The 16,983-nt window shown below is 51.8% G+C and carries 13 protein-coding genes and 1 pseudogene; 3 read left to right on the top strand and 11 right to left on the bottom strand.

Annotated features, from left to right (window positions below):
- Nucleotides 1-832 precede the first annotated feature (832 nt).
- Nucleotides 833-1,084: pseudogene (locus tag GX117_14385) on the top strand (hypothetical protein).
- Between the two features lie 1,641 nt (nt 1,085-2,725).
- A complete protein-coding gene (locus GX117_14380; GenBank protein NLO34518.1) occupies nt 2,726-4,402 on the top strand; it encodes a DUF4091 domain-containing protein in 1,677 nt (558 codons plus the stop codon).
- A gap of 117 nt (nt 4,403-4,519) precedes the next feature.
- Here GX117_14380 and GX117_14375 read toward each other — a convergent pair whose 3' ends face one another.
- On the bottom strand, nt 4,520-5,404 hold the full coding sequence (locus GX117_14375; protein NLO34517.1) for a radical SAM protein: 885 nt from the start codon (nt 5,402-5,404) through the stop codon (nt 4,520-4,522).
- Nucleotides 5,405-5,433: 29 nt separating this feature from the next.
- Nucleotides 5,434-5,580 carry a hypothetical protein gene (locus tag GX117_14370; protein NLO34516.1) on the bottom strand — a complete coding sequence of 49 codons (147 nt, stop codon included), beginning with the start codon at nt 5,578-5,580 and terminating at the stop codon, nt 5,434-5,436.
- 134 nt (nt 5,581-5,714) lie between these two features.
- Here GX117_14370 and groL point away from each other — a divergent pair, with 134 nt between their 5' ends.
- Nucleotides 5,715-7,310: a chaperonin GroEL gene (gene groL, locus GX117_14365; GenBank protein ID NLO34515.1), complete on the top strand. Its 1,596-nt coding sequence runs from the start codon at nt 5,715-5,717 to the stop codon at nt 7,308-7,310.
- An 83-nt stretch (nt 7,311-7,393) separates the two neighbouring features.
- On the opposite strand, the gene GX117_14360 is transcribed toward groL, so the two are convergent.
- The 9 genes from GX117_14360 to GX117_14320 all read right to left on the bottom strand — a co-directional run bounded on the left by GX117_14360 (nt 7,394) and on the right by GX117_14320 (nt 16,783).
- Nucleotides 7,394-7,654 carry a hypothetical protein gene (locus GX117_14360; GenBank protein NLO34514.1) on the bottom strand — a complete coding sequence of 87 codons (261 nt, stop codon included), beginning with the start codon at nt 7,652-7,654 and terminating at the stop codon, nt 7,394-7,396.
- An 82-nt stretch (nt 7,655-7,736) separates the two neighbouring features.
- Complete coding sequence (gene hydG / locus GX117_14355) at nt 7,737-9,131, bottom strand: [FeFe] hydrogenase H-cluster radical SAM maturase HydG (GenBank protein NLO34513.1); 1,395 nt, start codon at nt 9,129-9,131, stop codon at nt 7,737-7,739.
- 126 nt (nt 9,132-9,257) lie between these two features.
- Entirely contained in the window at nt 9,258-10,001 is a 744-nt protein-coding gene (locus GX117_14350; GenBank protein NLO34512.1) for a radical SAM protein, read from the bottom strand.
- A gap of 253 nt (nt 10,002-10,254) precedes the next feature.
- Nucleotides 10,255-11,604 carry a L,D-transpeptidase family protein gene (locus GX117_14345; GenBank protein ID NLO34511.1) on the bottom strand — a complete coding sequence of 450 codons (1,350 nt, stop codon included), beginning with the start codon at nt 11,602-11,604 and terminating at the stop codon, nt 10,255-10,257.
- A 1-nt stretch (nt 11,605) separates the two neighbouring features.
- Nucleotides 11,606-12,547, bottom strand: coding sequence for a serine/threonine protein kinase (locus GX117_14340; protein ID NLO34510.1), 942 nt, complete (start codon nt 12,545-12,547; stop codon nt 11,606-11,608).
- A 276-nt stretch (nt 12,548-12,823) separates the two neighbouring features.
- Nucleotides 12,824-14,110, bottom strand: coding sequence for a cell division protein FtsZ (gene ftsZ, locus GX117_14335; protein ID NLO34509.1), 1,287 nt, complete (start codon nt 14,108-14,110; stop codon nt 12,824-12,826).
- Between the two features lie 42 nt (nt 14,111-14,152).
- Nucleotides 14,153-14,935: an FtsQ-type POTRA domain-containing protein gene (locus tag GX117_14330; GenBank protein ID NLO34508.1), complete on the bottom strand. Its 783-nt coding sequence runs from the start codon at nt 14,933-14,935 to the stop codon at nt 14,153-14,155.
- Between the two features lie 16 nt (nt 14,936-14,951).
- The gene (locus tag GX117_14325; protein NLO34507.1) at nt 14,952-16,385 is read right to left on the bottom strand and encodes a UDP-N-acetylmuramate--L-alanine ligase; all 1,434 of its coding nucleotides are present in this window, start codon (nt 16,383-16,385) and stop codon (nt 14,952-14,954) included.
- A gap of 143 nt (nt 16,386-16,528) precedes the next feature.
- A complete protein-coding gene (locus tag GX117_14320; protein ID NLO34506.1) occupies nt 16,529-16,783 on the bottom strand; it encodes a hypothetical protein in 255 nt (84 codons plus the stop codon).
- Between the last annotated feature and the right edge of the window lie 200 nt (nt 16,784-16,983).

Here is a 16,983-nt window from a genome sequence, read left to right as displayed (position 1 = left end):
TCCCTGCATCACATTGCCCTCGGAAATTGTGGATGTTGAAAAGATTGAAGCAATTTGGGAAATGAATGTAGCGGCCGCGCAAAGGCTTATTGAAGATCTTGCCGCCTTCCTGGATGAAGAAGATCTTTGCAATAGAGACATGGAAGCGCTGATCATTAAGTTGGTTGATGCTATCGATGAAATTGCTGATACCATGACGGCAGCCCATGGCACTGAACTCTTGCCTCCCGAACTCTTCGGCGGCACGGTACCCGCAGATTGGGTCGGTAAAACCTATGATGATCTGGCAGTATTCTTGAAAAAGGATAGCCTGCAGGTACGCAACTATGCCGCACAAATTGACAGTGCCGCTTCAACGCTCTGTGGTTCTTTTGCTGATGAGTTGACCAACCCAAATCTTAGCGTCAAACTGGGCGCAGCCGTTGCGGCGCTCGAAGACCAAGCCCATGTGGATTGGATTCTCAATCACCCGTGGTTCGTCCGCTTTGAAAAAGCCAAAGAACTGCTCGCTATGGATTGGGATCAACTGAAGATGCTGCTTCCCGATGCGGAAGAAACCATTGACAAGATCCTTGCGAAAACAGAAACTCTCCTAGACAATTTAGAGCGTATCGAAATCCCCGAATTCGGCATAGACTTTGATGGTATTGACGCATTGAAGCCCGATTATGATTGGGATGGAAAAACACTGGCAGAGCGCCTGGAACCCTACGGAAACGATTTAGAACTGTTCTGGCAGACCGAAATTGTTTCTATGTTCATTGATATTTGTGAAGGCGAAGAAGAAGGTGAGGAGCCTGCCGAGGGTGAAGGCGAAGAGCCTGTCGAAGGCGAAGGTGAGGTGCCTGCCGAGGGTGAAGGCGAAGAGCCTGTCGAAGGCGAAGGTGAAGAGCCTATCGAAGGCGAAGAGCCTGTCGAAGGCGAAGAACCTGCCGAAGGCGAAGGCGAAGGCGAAGGCGAGGGCGAAGAGCCTGCCGAAGGTGAAGGTGAAGGTGAAGGCGAAGGTGAAGGCGAAGGTGAGGGTGAAGGCGAAGAGCCTGCCGAAGGTGAAGGCGAGGGCGAAGGCGAGGGCGAAGAGCCTGCCGAAGGTGAAGGCGAAGGAGAAGGTGAAGAGCCTGTACCGGGAGACTATTGCCCGGACTTTACCGATGGGACTACCGGTGAATTAATCTTTAATGTTGCCGGCAAAGCTGTTGCGCAAGCGATCAGGACCATAGACAAAAACAATGGGTATACGCGATTCCATGACTACTACGCATGGGATATCAATACCGATGGCATCAAGGATCACGTACAACTGGGCATATTGGCAAAATTGCTGTGTTTGAATCAGGATGAATGTACGATACTGCCCTTTATTGATGAGGAAGCCCTTCAAAACACCTGGGAAATAAATGTTGAATCGGCTCTATACCTCATTGAAGATATAGCCTATTTCTTGGATGAGGAAGATCTGTGCAGTAAAGATCTGGAAACGCTCCTCCTTAAATTGGTTGATGCACTGGATGAAATTGCCGATATCATGGCGTCGGAACAGGGCAGTGAAATGCTGCCTCCGGAACTCTTTGGCGGCACGATACCGGCCGATTGGGTTGGCAAAACTTTTGATGATCTGGCGGTCTTCTTGAAAAAAGCGACCCTTCGAATGAGCAGCTATGCGGCCCAAATGGGTACTGCCGCGTCAACACTGTGCAGCTCTTTTGCCGACGAGTTGACGAAGCCCAATCTCACGGTTAAATTGGGCGCAGCCATGGCCGCCCTTGAAGACGCAAGTCATGTAGAGCGGATTTTCCAGAATGAGTGGTTCGTCCGCTTTGAAAAAGCAAAAGAATTACTGGCTATGGATTGGGATCAACTCAAGATCCTTGTTCCTGATGCGGAAGAAACAATTGACAAGATCCTCGACAAAACAAAAACACTTCTCGATAATGTCGAAAATATAGCAATACCTGAATTTGGTGTAGATTTCGAAGGTATTGCCCTCTTGAAGCCTGATTCCGATTGGAACGGAAAAACGCTGGGCAGCCGTCTCGCCCCTTATGGAGACGATTTAGAACTCTTCTGGCAAACTGAAATTGTGCCCATGCTTGTTCATATCTGCGACGGCGGAGGTGAAGATGAGTACGAAGGCGAATTTGTGAGTGAAGGTGAGACTCCTGCCGAAGGCGAGATTCCAGTCGAAGGTGAGACTCCTGCCGAAGGCGAGATTCCAGTCGAAGGTGAGACTCCTGTCGAAGGCGAGATTCTTGTCGAAGGTGAAACTCCTGCTGAAGGCGAGATTTCCACCGAGGCTGAAGATGTAATCGATTGTGTAGATGAAGGTGAATATTTTGACCGTACGATAATAGAACCGGGTCAAATGCAGCCTGTTCGCGGGCCCCGTCCGACTGAGGACACTACCGGAAGCCGCGGCATTTTTGGATGCCGCAATTCCAAGAGTATCGACCATCCCGCCACCACGCTGAAACGCTTTTTAGCCGACTGGCTCCTATTGGGCTTGAGTTTCGCTGCCCTGGCACTATTCAAATTAAAATAGCCGTAAAACACGTTCTGCCGTTAACGGACGGTATAGGTCTTTAGATCGTTATCTATGTAAGGACCGGCTCAAAGTGGGACCGGCTTCCTTACACTATATCTATAGCGCCGGGCTCGGCGTTGATTCCCATGAGCCGAGCCAAGCGCACCCGTAACAATAGCGAACAAGGAAAGTGAAAGGATCGTATTCATGAGAATTCGTCTCGTAATCGTGGTTACCGCAGCACTGTGTTCTTGGTCTCTTATCGCGATGGGCGCAGACGGCATCCTTAGCGTGCGCACTGTTGATCCTCTTGTTAAAGTGTTTCGCGATATAGAACCCTCGGGCCCGGAACATAGCGAAGAACATGTTGCCCGGGGCGAAACGGCCACCTTTCAGACGGTCTTCAAGATCACGGAACCGGCCGATCGTTTCAGCTGCGCCGTCAGCCCTTGGATTCATGAGGACGGTACGCCTTTAACGGCATCAAGCCGCCTGCGCTATGTCGGTTTTTTGAATGTAGACCGGCCCACCCAAAAGCCTTCGCAAGATCAATTGCGCAAACCGCCGGCAGACTATCCCGACATCCTCTTTGAGCGGGAAGACATTCCCCTAAGCGCCCATCTTTGGCAGCCGATCTGGATCACGACGGAAGTGCCCTTGGATGCGCCGGCAGGCACCTACAGCGCTGTAATCACGCTGCAAGTGTGGCAAGGCAAGGATATTGAAACGGTGACCCTTCCCATCACTCTCATCGTGTATCCCGTGACCTTGGACTGCACGCGCCTGTGGGTGACGAACTGGTTTGGCATGCACGCCCGGCACATGGACATTCAGCCGGAATCAGGTTCGGAAGAATATTATGCCTTGCTCCGGCGCTATGCCCGTAATATGGCGGAACATCGCCAGAATGTGGCGCTCATCTCTCCCCTCTCCCTAACCGTCTACAGTCTTGACGATCAAGGGGAAATACAATTTGATTTCTCCGACTTTGACCGATGGGTTTCGATTTTTATTGAAGAGGGCGTCATCGGCCGCATTGAAGGCGGTCATATCGGCGGCAGAAAAGGAGACTGGAACTCTCAGTTTGCCGCCACTATCCGCAGCGTTAAAGACGGGAAGATTGTGGCAGAACGGGTTGATCCCAATAGCGACGAGGCAAGAAACTTCTACAGCCGCTTTTTACCTGCCCTCACCGCCCACTTGAAAGAACGGGGATGGCTGGACTGTTATATGCAGCATCTCGCCGATGAACCGACGGAACTGAATATGGGCAGTTATAAAGACTTGGCGCAATTGGTGCGCGACTATGGGCCCGAACTAAAAACCGTGGAAGCCAATCACAACAAAGATTTGGTAGGCGCCATTGACATCTGGGTGCCCCAGCTCAACTATTACCATGACAGTTACGACCATTACCTGGAACGACAAGCCGCCGGCGATGAAGTCTGGTTCTATACGTGCGTCTTCCCACAGGGCGAATATGCGAACCGCTTCATTGAGCAGCCCCTCATGAAAACCCGATTACTCCACTGGATCAACTTCGTCTATGGCGCTACGGGCTATCTCCATTGGGGCTACAACCGTTGGTACGCAGAAAGCCCCTATACCCATGCCACGCCCGCCCACGCCGGTCCCCCCTATCTCCCCGCCGGCGATGCTTGGATCGTTTATCCGGGTCATGACGGGCCATTGGATTCCATCCGCTGGGAGGCTATGCGCGACGGCGTGGCCGATCATGAGCTGCTGTGCCGACTGGCGGAAGCGGCGCCTGAGAAAGCAAAAGAATTAGCAACCAAACATATCCTCGACTTTGATAAATACAATACAGATGTGGAAGCTTTCCGCGCCACCCGAATCGAACTGCTGAAAGCGCTATGCGAATAAGCCGCCTTTCACGCTGAAGCTGAAGCCTGCCATAACCCTCCCGCCCCACGGTTGGAGGGTTATTCTTTTTTCTCCCTCATGAATGGAGGCATACGGGCACACTTTCCGACCCCTTCGTTAAAGACCAAGGCCTATAAGGCTTTCTGTGGGTGGCCGAAAGCGATTTAAAGGCCAGCCTAAAGCAGCCTCAATATAGGCGAGCATCGCCGCTTTATCTTCGGGAAGTTGCCCCTGCACATCAAGAAAATTACTGACATGATCAGATAGGAGCCGGGTGGGACCGTCCAAAGCTTCCACAAGAAGCCGCGTTTCACGCAGCGCGTCATGGGCAGACAACAAGGTGAGCGCCCCCTTGCGCCACTGCTCATACCACGCCGTATCCGGCATGGGCACGTAGGTACGCAAGCGCAAGAAATCGGGCGGCGCGGCGTTTAACACGGCAGCACTGCCCCGCGCATGCTCCTGCCACCGCTCCAAACCGGCAATGCCAATCATCAGGTAGACGGACAATTCTACACCGGCATCCATCACGTGCCTGTACGCCGTCACCGCCTCCTCCGGCGTCACGCCTTTATTAATGGCGGCAAGGGTTTCCGGATCACCCGATTCCAGCCCCGAATGGATACGGCTAATGCCTGCTTCGGCGATTTCGCGCCATTCGGCTTGGCTTTTCTTGATCAGAAATTTCGCGCTTCCATAGACCGTAATGCGCTCTAGATGAGGGAACCTGGCACGGGCAGCGGCAGCGATCGCAATCATACGCTCGGTGCTCAAGACAGCAGAATTGCCGTCGGCCAAAAAGATCGTGCGTATACCGGGGCCATAGCGGATGAGTGCCTGATCCAAGTCCTCCACAATTTCAGCATGGGGCCGCGCCCGAAAACGCCGATCTTGATACATGCAACAAAAGGTACAGGCATTGTGGGGACAGCCCACCGTGGCTTGGATGACCAGGGAAGCCGCCTCACTGGGCGGCCGATAAACAACACCTTCATAGCGCATAGAAAGTCTTCATCCTCTTTTTTTAGCGTTTATATTGACGGATGGTCCATGATGACATAGACTTGGGTCGGCGTTAAACTGAGCAACGCCCCTATGATCCTAACATCGGGCGTCTTGGTGGTCATTCCCGCTACACGGCCCTTTTTCGCTTTCGAAATCGCTGCTTTATTTGACATTGCAGGGTCAATGTGATACCATTCTGTTAGCACTCCCTATGGTCGAGTGCTAACACCCCGCCCAATGTCTCAAATGGGCGTGTTATATTGAATGTTCCCTAAACCTGGTATTTGCCCATATGAAGGAGAAGTGTATTATGGCAAAGCAACTGTTGTTTGATCATGAAGCCCGGCTGGCACTGCTCAACGGCGTAAATCAACTTGCCGACGCAGTCAAAACCACCCTCGGACCACGGGGCCGCAATGTACTTTTAGAGCGGTCTTTTGGCGCTCCGAAAATTACGAAAGACGGCGTGACCGTAGCCAAGGAAGTGGAAGTCGAAGATCCTTATGAAAATATGGGAGCGCGCATGGTTCGTCAGGCGGCGAGCAAAACCAACGACCTCGCCGGAGACGGTACCACGACGGCTACGGTTCTAGTGCAGAGTTTGGTAGAAAACGGTCTGCGTCAAGTGACTGCCGGCGCCAATCCTGCCCACCTCAAACGAGGCATGGAAAAAGGTTTGGCAGCCGCTTTAGACGCCATCGGCGCCATGGCTAAAAAAATCAAAAACCACGACGAAGTCCGTCAGGTCGCCACCGTATCCGCCAACGGCGATACGACGATTGGCGATATCATTGCCAACGCAATTGAACAAGTGGGCGAAGACGGCGTTATCACCATTGAAGAAGGCAAATCCTTTGACACGGAAATTGAGCTTGTCGATGGCATGCAGTTTGACCGCGGCTATCTGTCCCCTCATTTTGTCAATGACCGCGAAAATATGCGTGTGAACCTGGAAGACGCCTATATCCTGTGTTATGAAAAGAAAATTAGCGCCATCCGCGAATTGCTTCCCCTCTTGCAGAAGATTGCGCAAGCGAGCAAACCGCTGCTTATCATTGCCGAAGACTTGGAAGGCGAAGCGCTGGCGACCCTCGTTGTAAACCGTCTGCGCGGCATTCTTAACGTAGCCGCCATTAAAGCCCCCGCTTTTGGCGATCGGCGCAAAGAAATCTTGCGTGACCTCGCCATTTTAACGGGCGGTCAATTCCTCAGCGAAGATCTGGGTATGAAACTGGAAAACCTGGAACTGAGCCAGCTGGGCACGGCGAAACGGGTCGAAATTACCAAAGATAATACTACCATCATCCAAGGGGGCGGTAAAAAGAAAGACATCAAAGGCCGTATCGATCAGCTCCGTAAAGGTATCGAAACATCCACTTCTGATTATGACCGCGAAAAATTACAGGAACGCCTTGCCAAACTTGCCGGCGGTGTTGCAGTCATTCAGATTGGCGCAGCCAGCGAAATCGAACTGAAAGAGAAGAAAGACCGTGCCGATGACGCCCTTAACGCGACCCGTGCCGCTATTGAAGAAGGCATCGTTGCAGGCGGCGGCGTGCCCCTGCTCCGTGCAGCCGCAAAGGTAAAGGCTTTGGAACTTTCGGGCGACGAGAAAACCGGCGCGAATGTTCTTGCCGCTGCCATGATGCAGCCCCTCGCCCAGATCGCCGTCAACGCGGGTCTGGAAGGCGGCGTTGCGATCAATAACGTTCTTGAAACCAAAGGAAACATCGGTTTCAACGCAGAATCCGGTGAAATGGAAGACTTGGTGAAAGCGGGTATCATTGATCCTGCCAAAGTGATTCGCTACGCCATGCAAAACGCCGTCAGTGTGGCGGGCATGATGATTACCATGGAATGCCTGATCACCGACGCGCCGGAAAAAGACGACGACGAAAAATAACGCTATCTACATTAAAAAAGCGCCGGGAGTTTTCGCTTCCGGCGCTTATTTTTTTACCGATCCATTTTAGCTTAGGGGCAGCATCAATCGTGATTGAAATTCATTTCTTTGACGTCGATGCCATCGATGACCTTCAGCTTATCGCGCATTTCAACGCATTTCTCTAGATCGCCGAACATCTCCAGAATCAGGATCCCGCCCGTTGAACAAAAGTTCTCGTCCACTTCATGCAGTCCCAAGCGGGTCTTGATAAAACAACCGTATTCGGTCAATACCTGCTGCACACGCAAGGCATTTTCACCGCGGTTTTGGATGTGGACACCGAAAATAAGATGTTTACTTATAGTACTTCCCTTCCCGTTCGTTTGTTCCCGCCAAGCGGGATCCGTTGCGGCCAATCATAGGATTTAACACGTATCACGGCTATTATACATAAAGGTCGCGGCCGCCTGCACGTACACCCTTCACAAGCTTTTCGGCACGTTCGCGGCGCGCTGCCGGCATCTCCTCTAATATGGAATCAACCAGGGCATCACCCGACTCTTTGGTCTCTGCTGAGGCATAGTGTTCCAGAAATTCGGCGAAGGTACTCAAGGCGTTTACATCACAATAATTTTTGATCAGGCCCGGTTTGGCAAGGTCCATGAAATCTTTGCCGGTCCGCTTCATACGGTAGCAGCCCGTACAAAAGGACGGGATATAGCCCATACTCGTAATATCCGCAACCACTTCATCCAGATTACGATGATCGCCCAAAGAAAATTGGCTCGTATCGAATTGTTCATCTTCGTTGTATCCGCCCGGATTCGTTCGGCTGCCCGCAGAGATCTGAGACACACCGAGCGCCAACGTTTCATGGCGCATCTCCGGCGTCTCACGGGTGGACATGATAATCCCCGTGTAAGGAACGGTTAGGCGCAGGATGGCGACGAGTTTCTTGAATTCGAGATCCGTCACCGGGATGGGCGGATGAAGTGATAAATCGGAGCCTACGGCAGGCTCAATGCGCGGCACGCTGATCGTATGCGGGCCAATTCCAAAGTGCTTCACCAAATGGGCAATATGCTGCAGCAGCGCGAGCATCTCAAAACGCCAATCGTAGAGACCGAAAAGCGCGCCAATACCCACATCATCGATTCCTGCGGCCATGGCGCGGTCCATAGCGGTGATGCGCCAATCGAAATCCCGTTTCTTACCCGCAATATGCACTTTCTTATAGGTGTCGCGGTGATAGGTCTCTTGGAAGAGCTGATAAGTACCGATACGACGCAGTTTCAGTTCTTGAAACTCCTCCAGCGTAAGGGGCGCAATATTCACGTTGACCCGCCGTATTTCGCCCCACTCCGTCTTCATATCATAGATCGTGTCGATACAATCGAAAATATAGTTGATCCCCTCGTTGGGATACGACTCGCCCGCAACAAGGAGAATGCGTTTGTGTCCTTGATCCAAAATAATCTTGGTTTCATTCGCCACTTCATCTTGACGCAGAGCACGGCGCTTCACCTCTTTATTGGCGCGGCGAAAGGCGCAATAAGTGCAGTCATTCGAACAGAGGTTGGAAACATAGAGCGGCGCAAAGAGCACAATACGACGCCCGTAAATCTCCAGCTTCGCTTGGCGCGCTGTATGAAACAACTCTTCCAACAAATCAGGCGATTGGATCGCCATCAATATGGGCACATCTGAATCTTCCAGCCCTTTCAGCTCCAAGGATTTTTGAAGAACCTCGCGTACGTGCACCCTATCCTCAACCGTATTTTCCAGGATATGGTGAATTCGTTCTTCATCAATTGTCACCGACGCATTTTGAACTGTCATGAGAAATATTTCTCCTATGGGAGTTAGTTAAGCTATACTTTGTTTTGAGTGAATGAAAATAAACACAGTACCACACTGTGGTAACGATGGCGAATATTTAAAATATTCCCAAAGTTATCCTTTATTTTATCTCTTTTTAGCAGATAAAGGGAGTGTTTCGTGCTGGCGGCTCCATTCTTTGCTGCCGATACGAAGACGATCTGCTTCTTTCCAAAAAAAGTCAACCATTCGGGAATGGCGCATGTAGGGGGGCCGATACACAATAATGGGATATTGCTGCGCCAAAACGGTCCGCGCCGCGCTGTTATAGTCTTCCCGCGAAATATTTAAAAGCTCCAACATCTGCGCGCCGCCGCGCCCCCGCGGAATGAAACGGTACAAATGCCAGGCATGGAGCCTCCCCCCCTTGCCTACATAATCGGCCAGAAGGTCGCCTAAAGAAAGGAGGTTCCTGAAGGTAAGCTGAGAGACCACGGTGGACACGGTCACGGAATAGTCCCATTGGCGCAGCTCTTCGAGGCGCTCCAGAATAAGGCGGTGATGGCTGCCTGTGCCCGGAATGTCCGTGCGCAGACAATCATGTTCTTCCCCGTCGGCACTGTCCAAAGGGAGCACAAAGCGGTCCACCACACCGGCGAAGCTATTGTCGGAAGGCATCAAAATGCCGTTGGTGCCCACCTGCACATAAAATCCGCGCGCCTTCGCGGCAGTCGCCGCAAAGCGAAGACCATGACGCCAGGTAAAGGGTTCCCCGCCGCCAATGACAATATTCTTAAAGCCCTCTTCGGCGAGGTCGTCCACCAGCTCTACATATTCCTCTTTAGAAAAAGACTGGAGCTGATGGTCGTTAATACAGAATTTACAAAACATGTTGCAAGCACCGTGCAACATGACAACAGCGATGGACCTATTCATGATGTAAAAGAACCAATCTTGTGTGCTATCTACAATTCGGAAGGATAGTCAGGTCAGCTTATCCACACAGAGCGGAGCGATGTAGACAGCCCAATGTACACTTCTGATGAAGTTCCTCGAAGATAAAATCGCACTATAAAAAATATTTGTTCGTGGTTTCTTAAGGAGACCGAATGCCGTGGCATCTTATGCGCTCTCATCTGCCTGATTAAAGATCCGCGGGCGGATCGATGGGCTCCAGCGGCTCAGGCGCAGCAGCGCTTTCCTCAGAAAGAACGGGCACCGCTTCAGCTGCCGGCAAAGGATGCGCCTCTTCTTGCACGTCCTTATCCCGATCGGCGAGGCTCTCAACAATGTCCACCGGCGTGGAGCGCACCACCAAATCGAAGAGCTCTTCCACCTTTTCGTTTTCCATGCGCGCACAGCCTTTGGAAGAATAGAAGCCCACCGTTTCCGGTGCAACCGTGCCGTGGATACCGAGATCTGTGGGCAGTCCTTCTTTCGTCGGCACCAGCGGCATCCAGCGTGTTCCCAATTCGTTGTCTTCCGAACCTGCATCAATGGCGCCGGCTCCCGGTTTAAACCACACGGGATCTTTTTGTTTGTTGCCGATGACATAGCTGCCCAGCGTAGTCTCATGTCCCGGTTTGCCCAGCCCCACTTTGTAGCGCTTGAAAAAGCCATGGGAGTCGAAGAGGTAGAGATTGCAGGTGCTTCGTTCAATAATGATATAAAAGTCTTTGGGCGTATATTTGAGCCGCTGACCCAAATGAAGTTTCGACGGATCCGTTATGTTGTTCGCCGTCATCAACAGGCCCTGCGTCGTATTCAGTTTGATGCCGATGGAGATGAGCGAATCGCCTTTTTCTACCGAATAGAAACGGCTGTCCGAAGTCTCTTGCGGCGAAAAGATTAATTCCACATTAAGCCTGCCAAGATCATCGGCAACCTCATCCCATTGGGCGGTGCCAATGCTCAGTCGGGGCAAGGCGTCCCGGTACAGATCGCGGGCTTCCTGTTTGTTGCCGGATTTCTCGGCGAGCCTGCCCAAGCCTGCCGTAGCCGCTGCCTGCTGTTCGGGCGCCGCGTTGTCGCGGACGGATTCATAAATCTGCTGTGCCTCATCCTGCTGACCCATCCGCTCATACTGCCGCCCTTTCTCCACATTCAAGGCGGGAAATTCGGGGCTGCCCGCGAAAGTCTCGCAAGCCTTTGATAACAGCTCAAGGGCGCTCTCTTGGTTATCCCGTTTATTTTCAATGGCTGCCTGCAAGAGGATCGCGCGGGGCGTGAACACGGCGTCTCTGCCGTTCAACAGGGGCTTCAGTATTTTCTCAGCCTCATCGTAAGCGGTGCTATTGAAATATTCGTTCGCTTCTTGCAGCTGCTCTTCCATACTGTGTTTGGATGCGGCACCAAGGGCGGGCAATACGCTTCGCGAACGGGCGTAGAGATAGGGACCCACGAGAATGAGAATAAAAAGCAGCGCAACTACGCCTACAATCAACGCTAAACGCGGTTCTGATTTTTTCTTTTTGCCAAAATAGATCTTTTTCATGTTAAATCCTTGAATCTGTAACCCGTGTTAGATCCAGCAGTAATTCCGTACAAGATTGATAGCGTCGGGTGATGTCCCGTCTCAGACATTTCAAAACAACCTTATCCATTTGCGTGGGAATTTCCGCATTCACCGAAGAGGGCCGCGGCCATTTATAAGAAGAACTCAGAATTTGCTTCTGGATCTCTTTGGTCGACTTCCCGCTGCAGGGATGGCGGCCCGAAAAAAGTTCAAACATCGTAATACCGAAAGAGAAAATATCGGAGCGGTGGTCTAGGCTTTTTTTGCGCAGCTGTTCGGGCGACATGTAGAGGCGCGTGCCTCCCACTTCTTTCGCCCAGCGCATACGCCAATTACTCGTCGTTTTAGAAAGCCCAAAGTCCACGATTTTGATCTGTTTACCGTCGCGCGAAAACAAGAAGTTCGCCGGCTTAATATCTCGGTGAACCACGCCATTTTGATGCAGGAAATCGAGTCCTTCACAGAGGCACACAATAATACTCGTCATTTGTTTCATCGTCAAAATTCGGTTATCAATGAAATGTTTCAAGTTATAACCGTCAATATATTCCATAACCAAGCAGCGCCGCAGGTTGCCGTCGTTGTCTTCCTGAATCATAATGTCCTTATCCATCTTAATGATGGTGGGATGATTCAGAGACGCAGCAATGATGATCTCGCGCCGCAAATAATCACGCTTGGCACGTTTCTTATCCAAGTCATAGCGGCGATCCAAAATTTTAATCGCCACCGTAACGTCGCGGACCGGATCCAAGGCCTTATATACCGTACCCATACCGCCGCTGCCTATGGGCGCAATGATCTTATAAGGGCCCACATGGGAAAATTCCAAATCATTGTCTTCATGATGGGTGTTGCGATGAATCTGTTTGCTCTTGGGAGTGGTGCCCAAGCCCGGAATAAGTTTTTTTAAAAAGCTCATGATCTTGCAATCCTCTTGCAGAAAACACGCTCACAGCGCAGCACTAAATCAATTGACGCTAGTTTATCACGGACGCTTATTCCCGTGCCAACCCGTTTTTAATGGCGCTGCGCTTCCAAGCATACTATTGTACCCTGTAGACTAGCCCTGACGCTAGACAGAAACCTTAGTTATTCTCCTTCACGGTATTGCAAAATGATCCACAAAGGACTCTTATACGGCGGCATGGGCATGGGCACGCAAAATGGCGCGGCAACACCACCGCAGCCGATGCCCTTATTTTTTGTTCATGGCCCGCCGTAAAAAAGCAGGGATCGACAAATTCACTTCTTCTTTTTCCGGCACTTCCGCAGGCATGGGCACGCCTAAAGGCAGTTCTTTTTGACCGGACACGCTCTTTTCCGGCTTAGGTTTATTCGGCATAACGCGCTTGGGCGCGGCACTTATCGGCGCTGTTTCCGGTCTCGTATTGATTTCCGGCATTAAGGACGACGGTTTCGCTGCTTCGCTGACCGGAGCCGCTTTCTCAATAACGAGGGGCGTAGGATTAAGGCTTTGTTTCACGGCCTCAGACATGCGCCGGGGCTTCGTATATTCAGAAGGATCCCGTTTCGGGAAGCCCGCAGCAATCACCGTAATTTGAACTTCAGGACGATCGTCCTTATCAATCATGGTGCCTGCAACAATCTTCGCCTCATTGCCGATGCTGTGCATAATAAATTCATTCGCGTTGTTCACTTCTACGGTACGCAAATCTTCGCCGCCCCGAACGTTGATAATCACGCCTTGGGCTCCTTCAATCGTAGACTGCTCAAGCAACGGACAGGTGATCGCTTCTTGCGCCGCACGCAAGGCGCGATCGTTGCCCTCCGCCACGCCAATGCCCATGAGTGCACGGCCGCGCGCTTCCATCACCGTACGCACATCGGCAAAGTCTACGTTAATCAATCCCGGCTCCGTGATCAGCTGCGAAATGGCGCGAACCCCATCATGGAGCACTTCATCCCCTTTGCGGAAAGAATCAATAAAACGCGTGTCTTTATCGCTTAGATAGGCGATGCGGTCGTTGGGCACAACAATCAGGGAGTCCACATGCTCTTCCAGTTCTTCCAGACCGGCCAGCGCATTGTCCATGCGCTCTTTACCCTCATAACTGAAAGGAAGCGTTACAATGGCGACAACAAGTGCCCCCGCCGCGGCCGCCTCTTCCGCCACGATAGGCGATGCGCCGGTGCCCGTCCCGCCGCCCAGACCGGCAGCGAGGAACACCATATCGGCACCTTCCAAGACGCCGCGCACCCGTTCCCGATCATCTTCGCAGGACTGGCGCCCCACTTCAGGCTTGGCGCCCGCTCCCAAACCGCGGCCCCATCCGATCTGCAGACGCGTCGCAGCCAAGGAGCTTTTCAAATCCATGGCATCCGTATTGATCGCGATAAAATCCACATTGGTCATACCCGCTTCAATCATGCGATTAACGGCATTGCCGCCGCCGCCGCCAACTCCACACACCTTGATCACTGCACCTTTATCAAAACTCTCTCGTTCTTCAAAAGAATCCATAACATGCCCTCCGGCGCTTACGCCTAATAAAGATTAATGCTGCTAATAACACGGTAAAAGGTTCTCGAAACGAAGATCGAGATAATAATCACAGGGGATAAAGCCGTTTTTTTCGTCCCAAAGAATGGCCAAGTTCTCGATTTGGGCTTCGAAGTCGGCACGGCCCCAACGTAGCTCATAAGGTAATTCTTCAAAATACATGCAAAGCGAGTCGTGGCTTTCCGCAGACAATTCCGACAAGGTCAGGTCTTTAGCAAAAGGCAAAGCCTTGAACAAACCCCACAATTTCAGCGCTTCGCCTAGCTCAACGCTTTCAATGGGCTTGCCGATTTCCAAGGCGAAAAGATTGGGAAGGTTCGTGATCAGCGGATCCGTATGAAACGAAAAAGGAGACAGCTCACGTAATACAAATTGGTCTTGATCGATCTCAAATAAATGGTTGTTGACCATAACCGTTGCAATGGGCCGACGCTCGTCAATCCTAAGATACACTTTACGATAACGAAACATTTTTTCAACGGCACAGTGCTTCACATAGGGAAGCGCTTCCAGGCGCCTTTGAACTGCCTCGGCATCAAGAAAAAAGATGTTGTCGTCAACCGTAATGCCTGAATCCCGCTGTATATCTGCTTCGTTCAGCCAATTCAATTGGTCAAAACTAATCTCTTGTACAGAAAAGGAAGGCGACGAAGTGACGTAGTAAAAAACACCGATGATGGCGACAGCCCCCAGATAGCCCACCCATCGACCGGAGCGCTTTGCCCCACGATTCTTAACCTTGCCTTTGGCAGCGCCCCGTTGCGATGAAGACTTTTTCCAGATCATAGCATCAAGTTCCTCCCTAGGTTGATTTTAAATGGCTTAACAACGGTTGCGCAATACGATTGATATTGCCTGCGCCTAAAATCAAGACTACATCGCCCGATTCCAGATCGGGAACCAACAGTTCCGGAATCCCCTCCATTGCGCCCACCAACTCCACATGGCGCGCGCCCAGCTTGTGGGCGGCATCCACGATGAGACCCGCATCCACACCGGGCATGGGCGCTTCACGGGAAGGATAAATGTCCGTCACCAACGTGCGGTCGGCCAACGCCAAGGCGGCGGCAAATTCATCACAGAAAAATTTGGTGCGGCTGTAGAGATGGGGTTGGAACACGCAGATGATACGCTTCGCGTCCATCCAGCGCGACGCCTCAAGGGTGTGGGTAATTTCCGTGGGATGATGGGCGTAGTCTTCAATAACCACGACACCCTTCTCCTCGCCGCAGAGCTGCATGCGACGACGTACGCCGCCAAAGCTGCGCAGCCCGTCGGCAATCGTGGGGAAGCGGATGCCCAGACACAAGCCAACGGCACAAGCGCCCAGCGCATTTTGGATATTATGCTCGCCGATGGTATTCACCTCCAACGATCCCAAAGCTCCCACAGGCGCCAAACGCGCATCGTGACAGACCACTTCAAAACTCGTCTTCATATCTGCCAAGCGATGACCGTAGGAACGCTGCCCGTCATGGCCGCTGCGCTGCACGCGTACAGCCTGCAACGAAACATCATCGCCCAGTCCGTAGGTCAGCGTGACACTCTCGATTTCAGGAAGGATATCCCGACAATGGGCATCGTCGCCGCAAAGGATGGAGTAGCCGTAGAAAGGCGTCGTATTGCAAAAGTCAACAAAGGCGCGCTTGATGCGGTCAATGGTTCCATAGTATTCCAAATGCTCGGCATCAATATTTGTGACCACGGCGATGGTGGGATGTAAGCGTAAAAAGGAGCCGTCATGTTCATCGGCTTCCGCCACCAAATAGTCGCCCGTACCCCAACGCGCATTGGTGCCGCTCCGTTGAAGGATACCGCCTACAATGGTGGTCGCGCCGAGATTGGCGCCATCGAGAAAAGCACTGATCATGGAGGTCGTTGTGGTCTTGCCGTGGGTCCCGCCAACGACCACCGCATTGGGTTTAAGACGCATCAAATCGGCTAAGAGATCGCTGCGATGGATCACGGGGATGCCCCGTTCCCGGGCATGGACAATCTCAACATTATCTGCTGGAATGGCGGCGGACATGACAACGATACCCGCATCGCCCACGTGTGACGGGTCATGACCTTCTTTAAAATCAAGGCCGTAGCGTTGTAAACGCGTGGTGATGCCCGACGCCTGTGTATCGGATCCGCTGACTTCATAACCGAGATTCAAGAGGATCTCGGCGAGGCCGCTCATGCCGATGCCACCAACGCCAACAAAATGAACTTTTCGTCGCAATCCATTCACACCAAATTCCTCTATACCCAATATATAGTGTTGAAACAGAGTATATCATAAACGAAAACACAACACAAGGTGTTTGAATGTACAAGCGCAACTTTACGGTCTAGGCTATAGAAATGACGGAAAAAGAGTGGTTTATGAGGATTCTATGGGGCCGCCCGCCCAACACTGACAACATGGACGAAATGGACAGAATGGACAAGACCCGCTGGTTCCCAACTTTCCAGTTGGGAACCCAATAGGACGCGACATTTCATTTCGCAGGGTTCCGCAAAGGCTTTGATCGTTTCGCAACGTTTAGGGTTTTCGTCCATGACCCTAACTGTCGATGGCGGAGCAGGCGGCGGCGCAATCCCTACTTCTTGCGCTATACCCGGATCGCCGCAACACCCCGCAACCACGCTTTGACGCATCCCCTGTAGGGGCGAGATTTATCGCGCCCTAGTGGGTCACCCATTCTAAAATACTGCCCCTAGAAAAGTGCTGTCTCGCCTTGGTTTGAGACGGATTTAAAATTGCATTTACCCTTGATAATGTGCAAGAATACAATCCAAGGACGGAAGGCCTTGTCCGGCATAATATCCAGTTTAATATGAATACG

The sequence above is a fragment of the Candidatus Hydrogenedentota bacterium genome, from assembly GCA_012523015.1.
Classification (GTDB): domain Bacteria; phylum Hydrogenedentota; class Hydrogenedentia; order Hydrogenedentales; family CAITNO01; genus JAAYBJ01.
The sequence above is the reverse complement of the archived record's forward strand: the minus strand, read 5'-3'. Positions and strand labels throughout refer to the sequence as shown.

Excerpts from the sequence above, each read along its gene's own strand:
- hydG (NLO34513.1), bottom strand. The coding sequence starts at position 9,131 with ATGACAGTTCAAAATGCGTCGGTGACAATTGATGAAGAACGAATTCAC.
- GX117_14330 (NLO34508.1), bottom strand. The coding sequence starts at position 14,935 with ATGATCTGGAAAAAGTCTTCATCGCAACGGGGCGCTGCCAAAGGCAAG.
- GX117_14380 (NLO34518.1), top strand. The coding sequence starts at position 2,726 with ATGAGAATTCGTCTCGTAATCGTGGTTACCGCAGCACTGTGTTCTTGG.
- GX117_14370 (NLO34516.1), bottom strand. The coding sequence starts at position 5,580 with ATGTCAAATAAAGCAGCGATTTCGAAAGCGAAAAAGGGCCGTGTAGCG.
- GX117_14350 (NLO34512.1), bottom strand. The coding sequence starts at position 10,001 with ATGTTTTGTAAATTCTGTATTAACGACCATCAGCTCCAGTCTTTTTCT.
- GX117_14345 (NLO34511.1), bottom strand. The coding sequence starts at position 11,604 with ATGAAAAAGATCTATTTTGGCAAAAAGAAAAAATCAGAACCGCGTTTA.
- ftsZ (NLO34509.1), bottom strand. The coding sequence starts at position 14,110 with ATGGATTCTTTTGAAGAACGAGAGAGTTTTGATAAAGGTGCAGTGATC.
- GX117_14340 (NLO34510.1), bottom strand. The coding sequence starts at position 12,547 with ATGAGCTTTTTAAAAAAACTTATTCCGGGCTTGGGCACCACTCCCAAG.
- GX117_14375 (NLO34517.1), bottom strand. The coding sequence starts at position 5,404 with ATGCGCTATGAAGGTGTTGTTTATCGGCCGCCCAGTGAGGCGGCTTCC.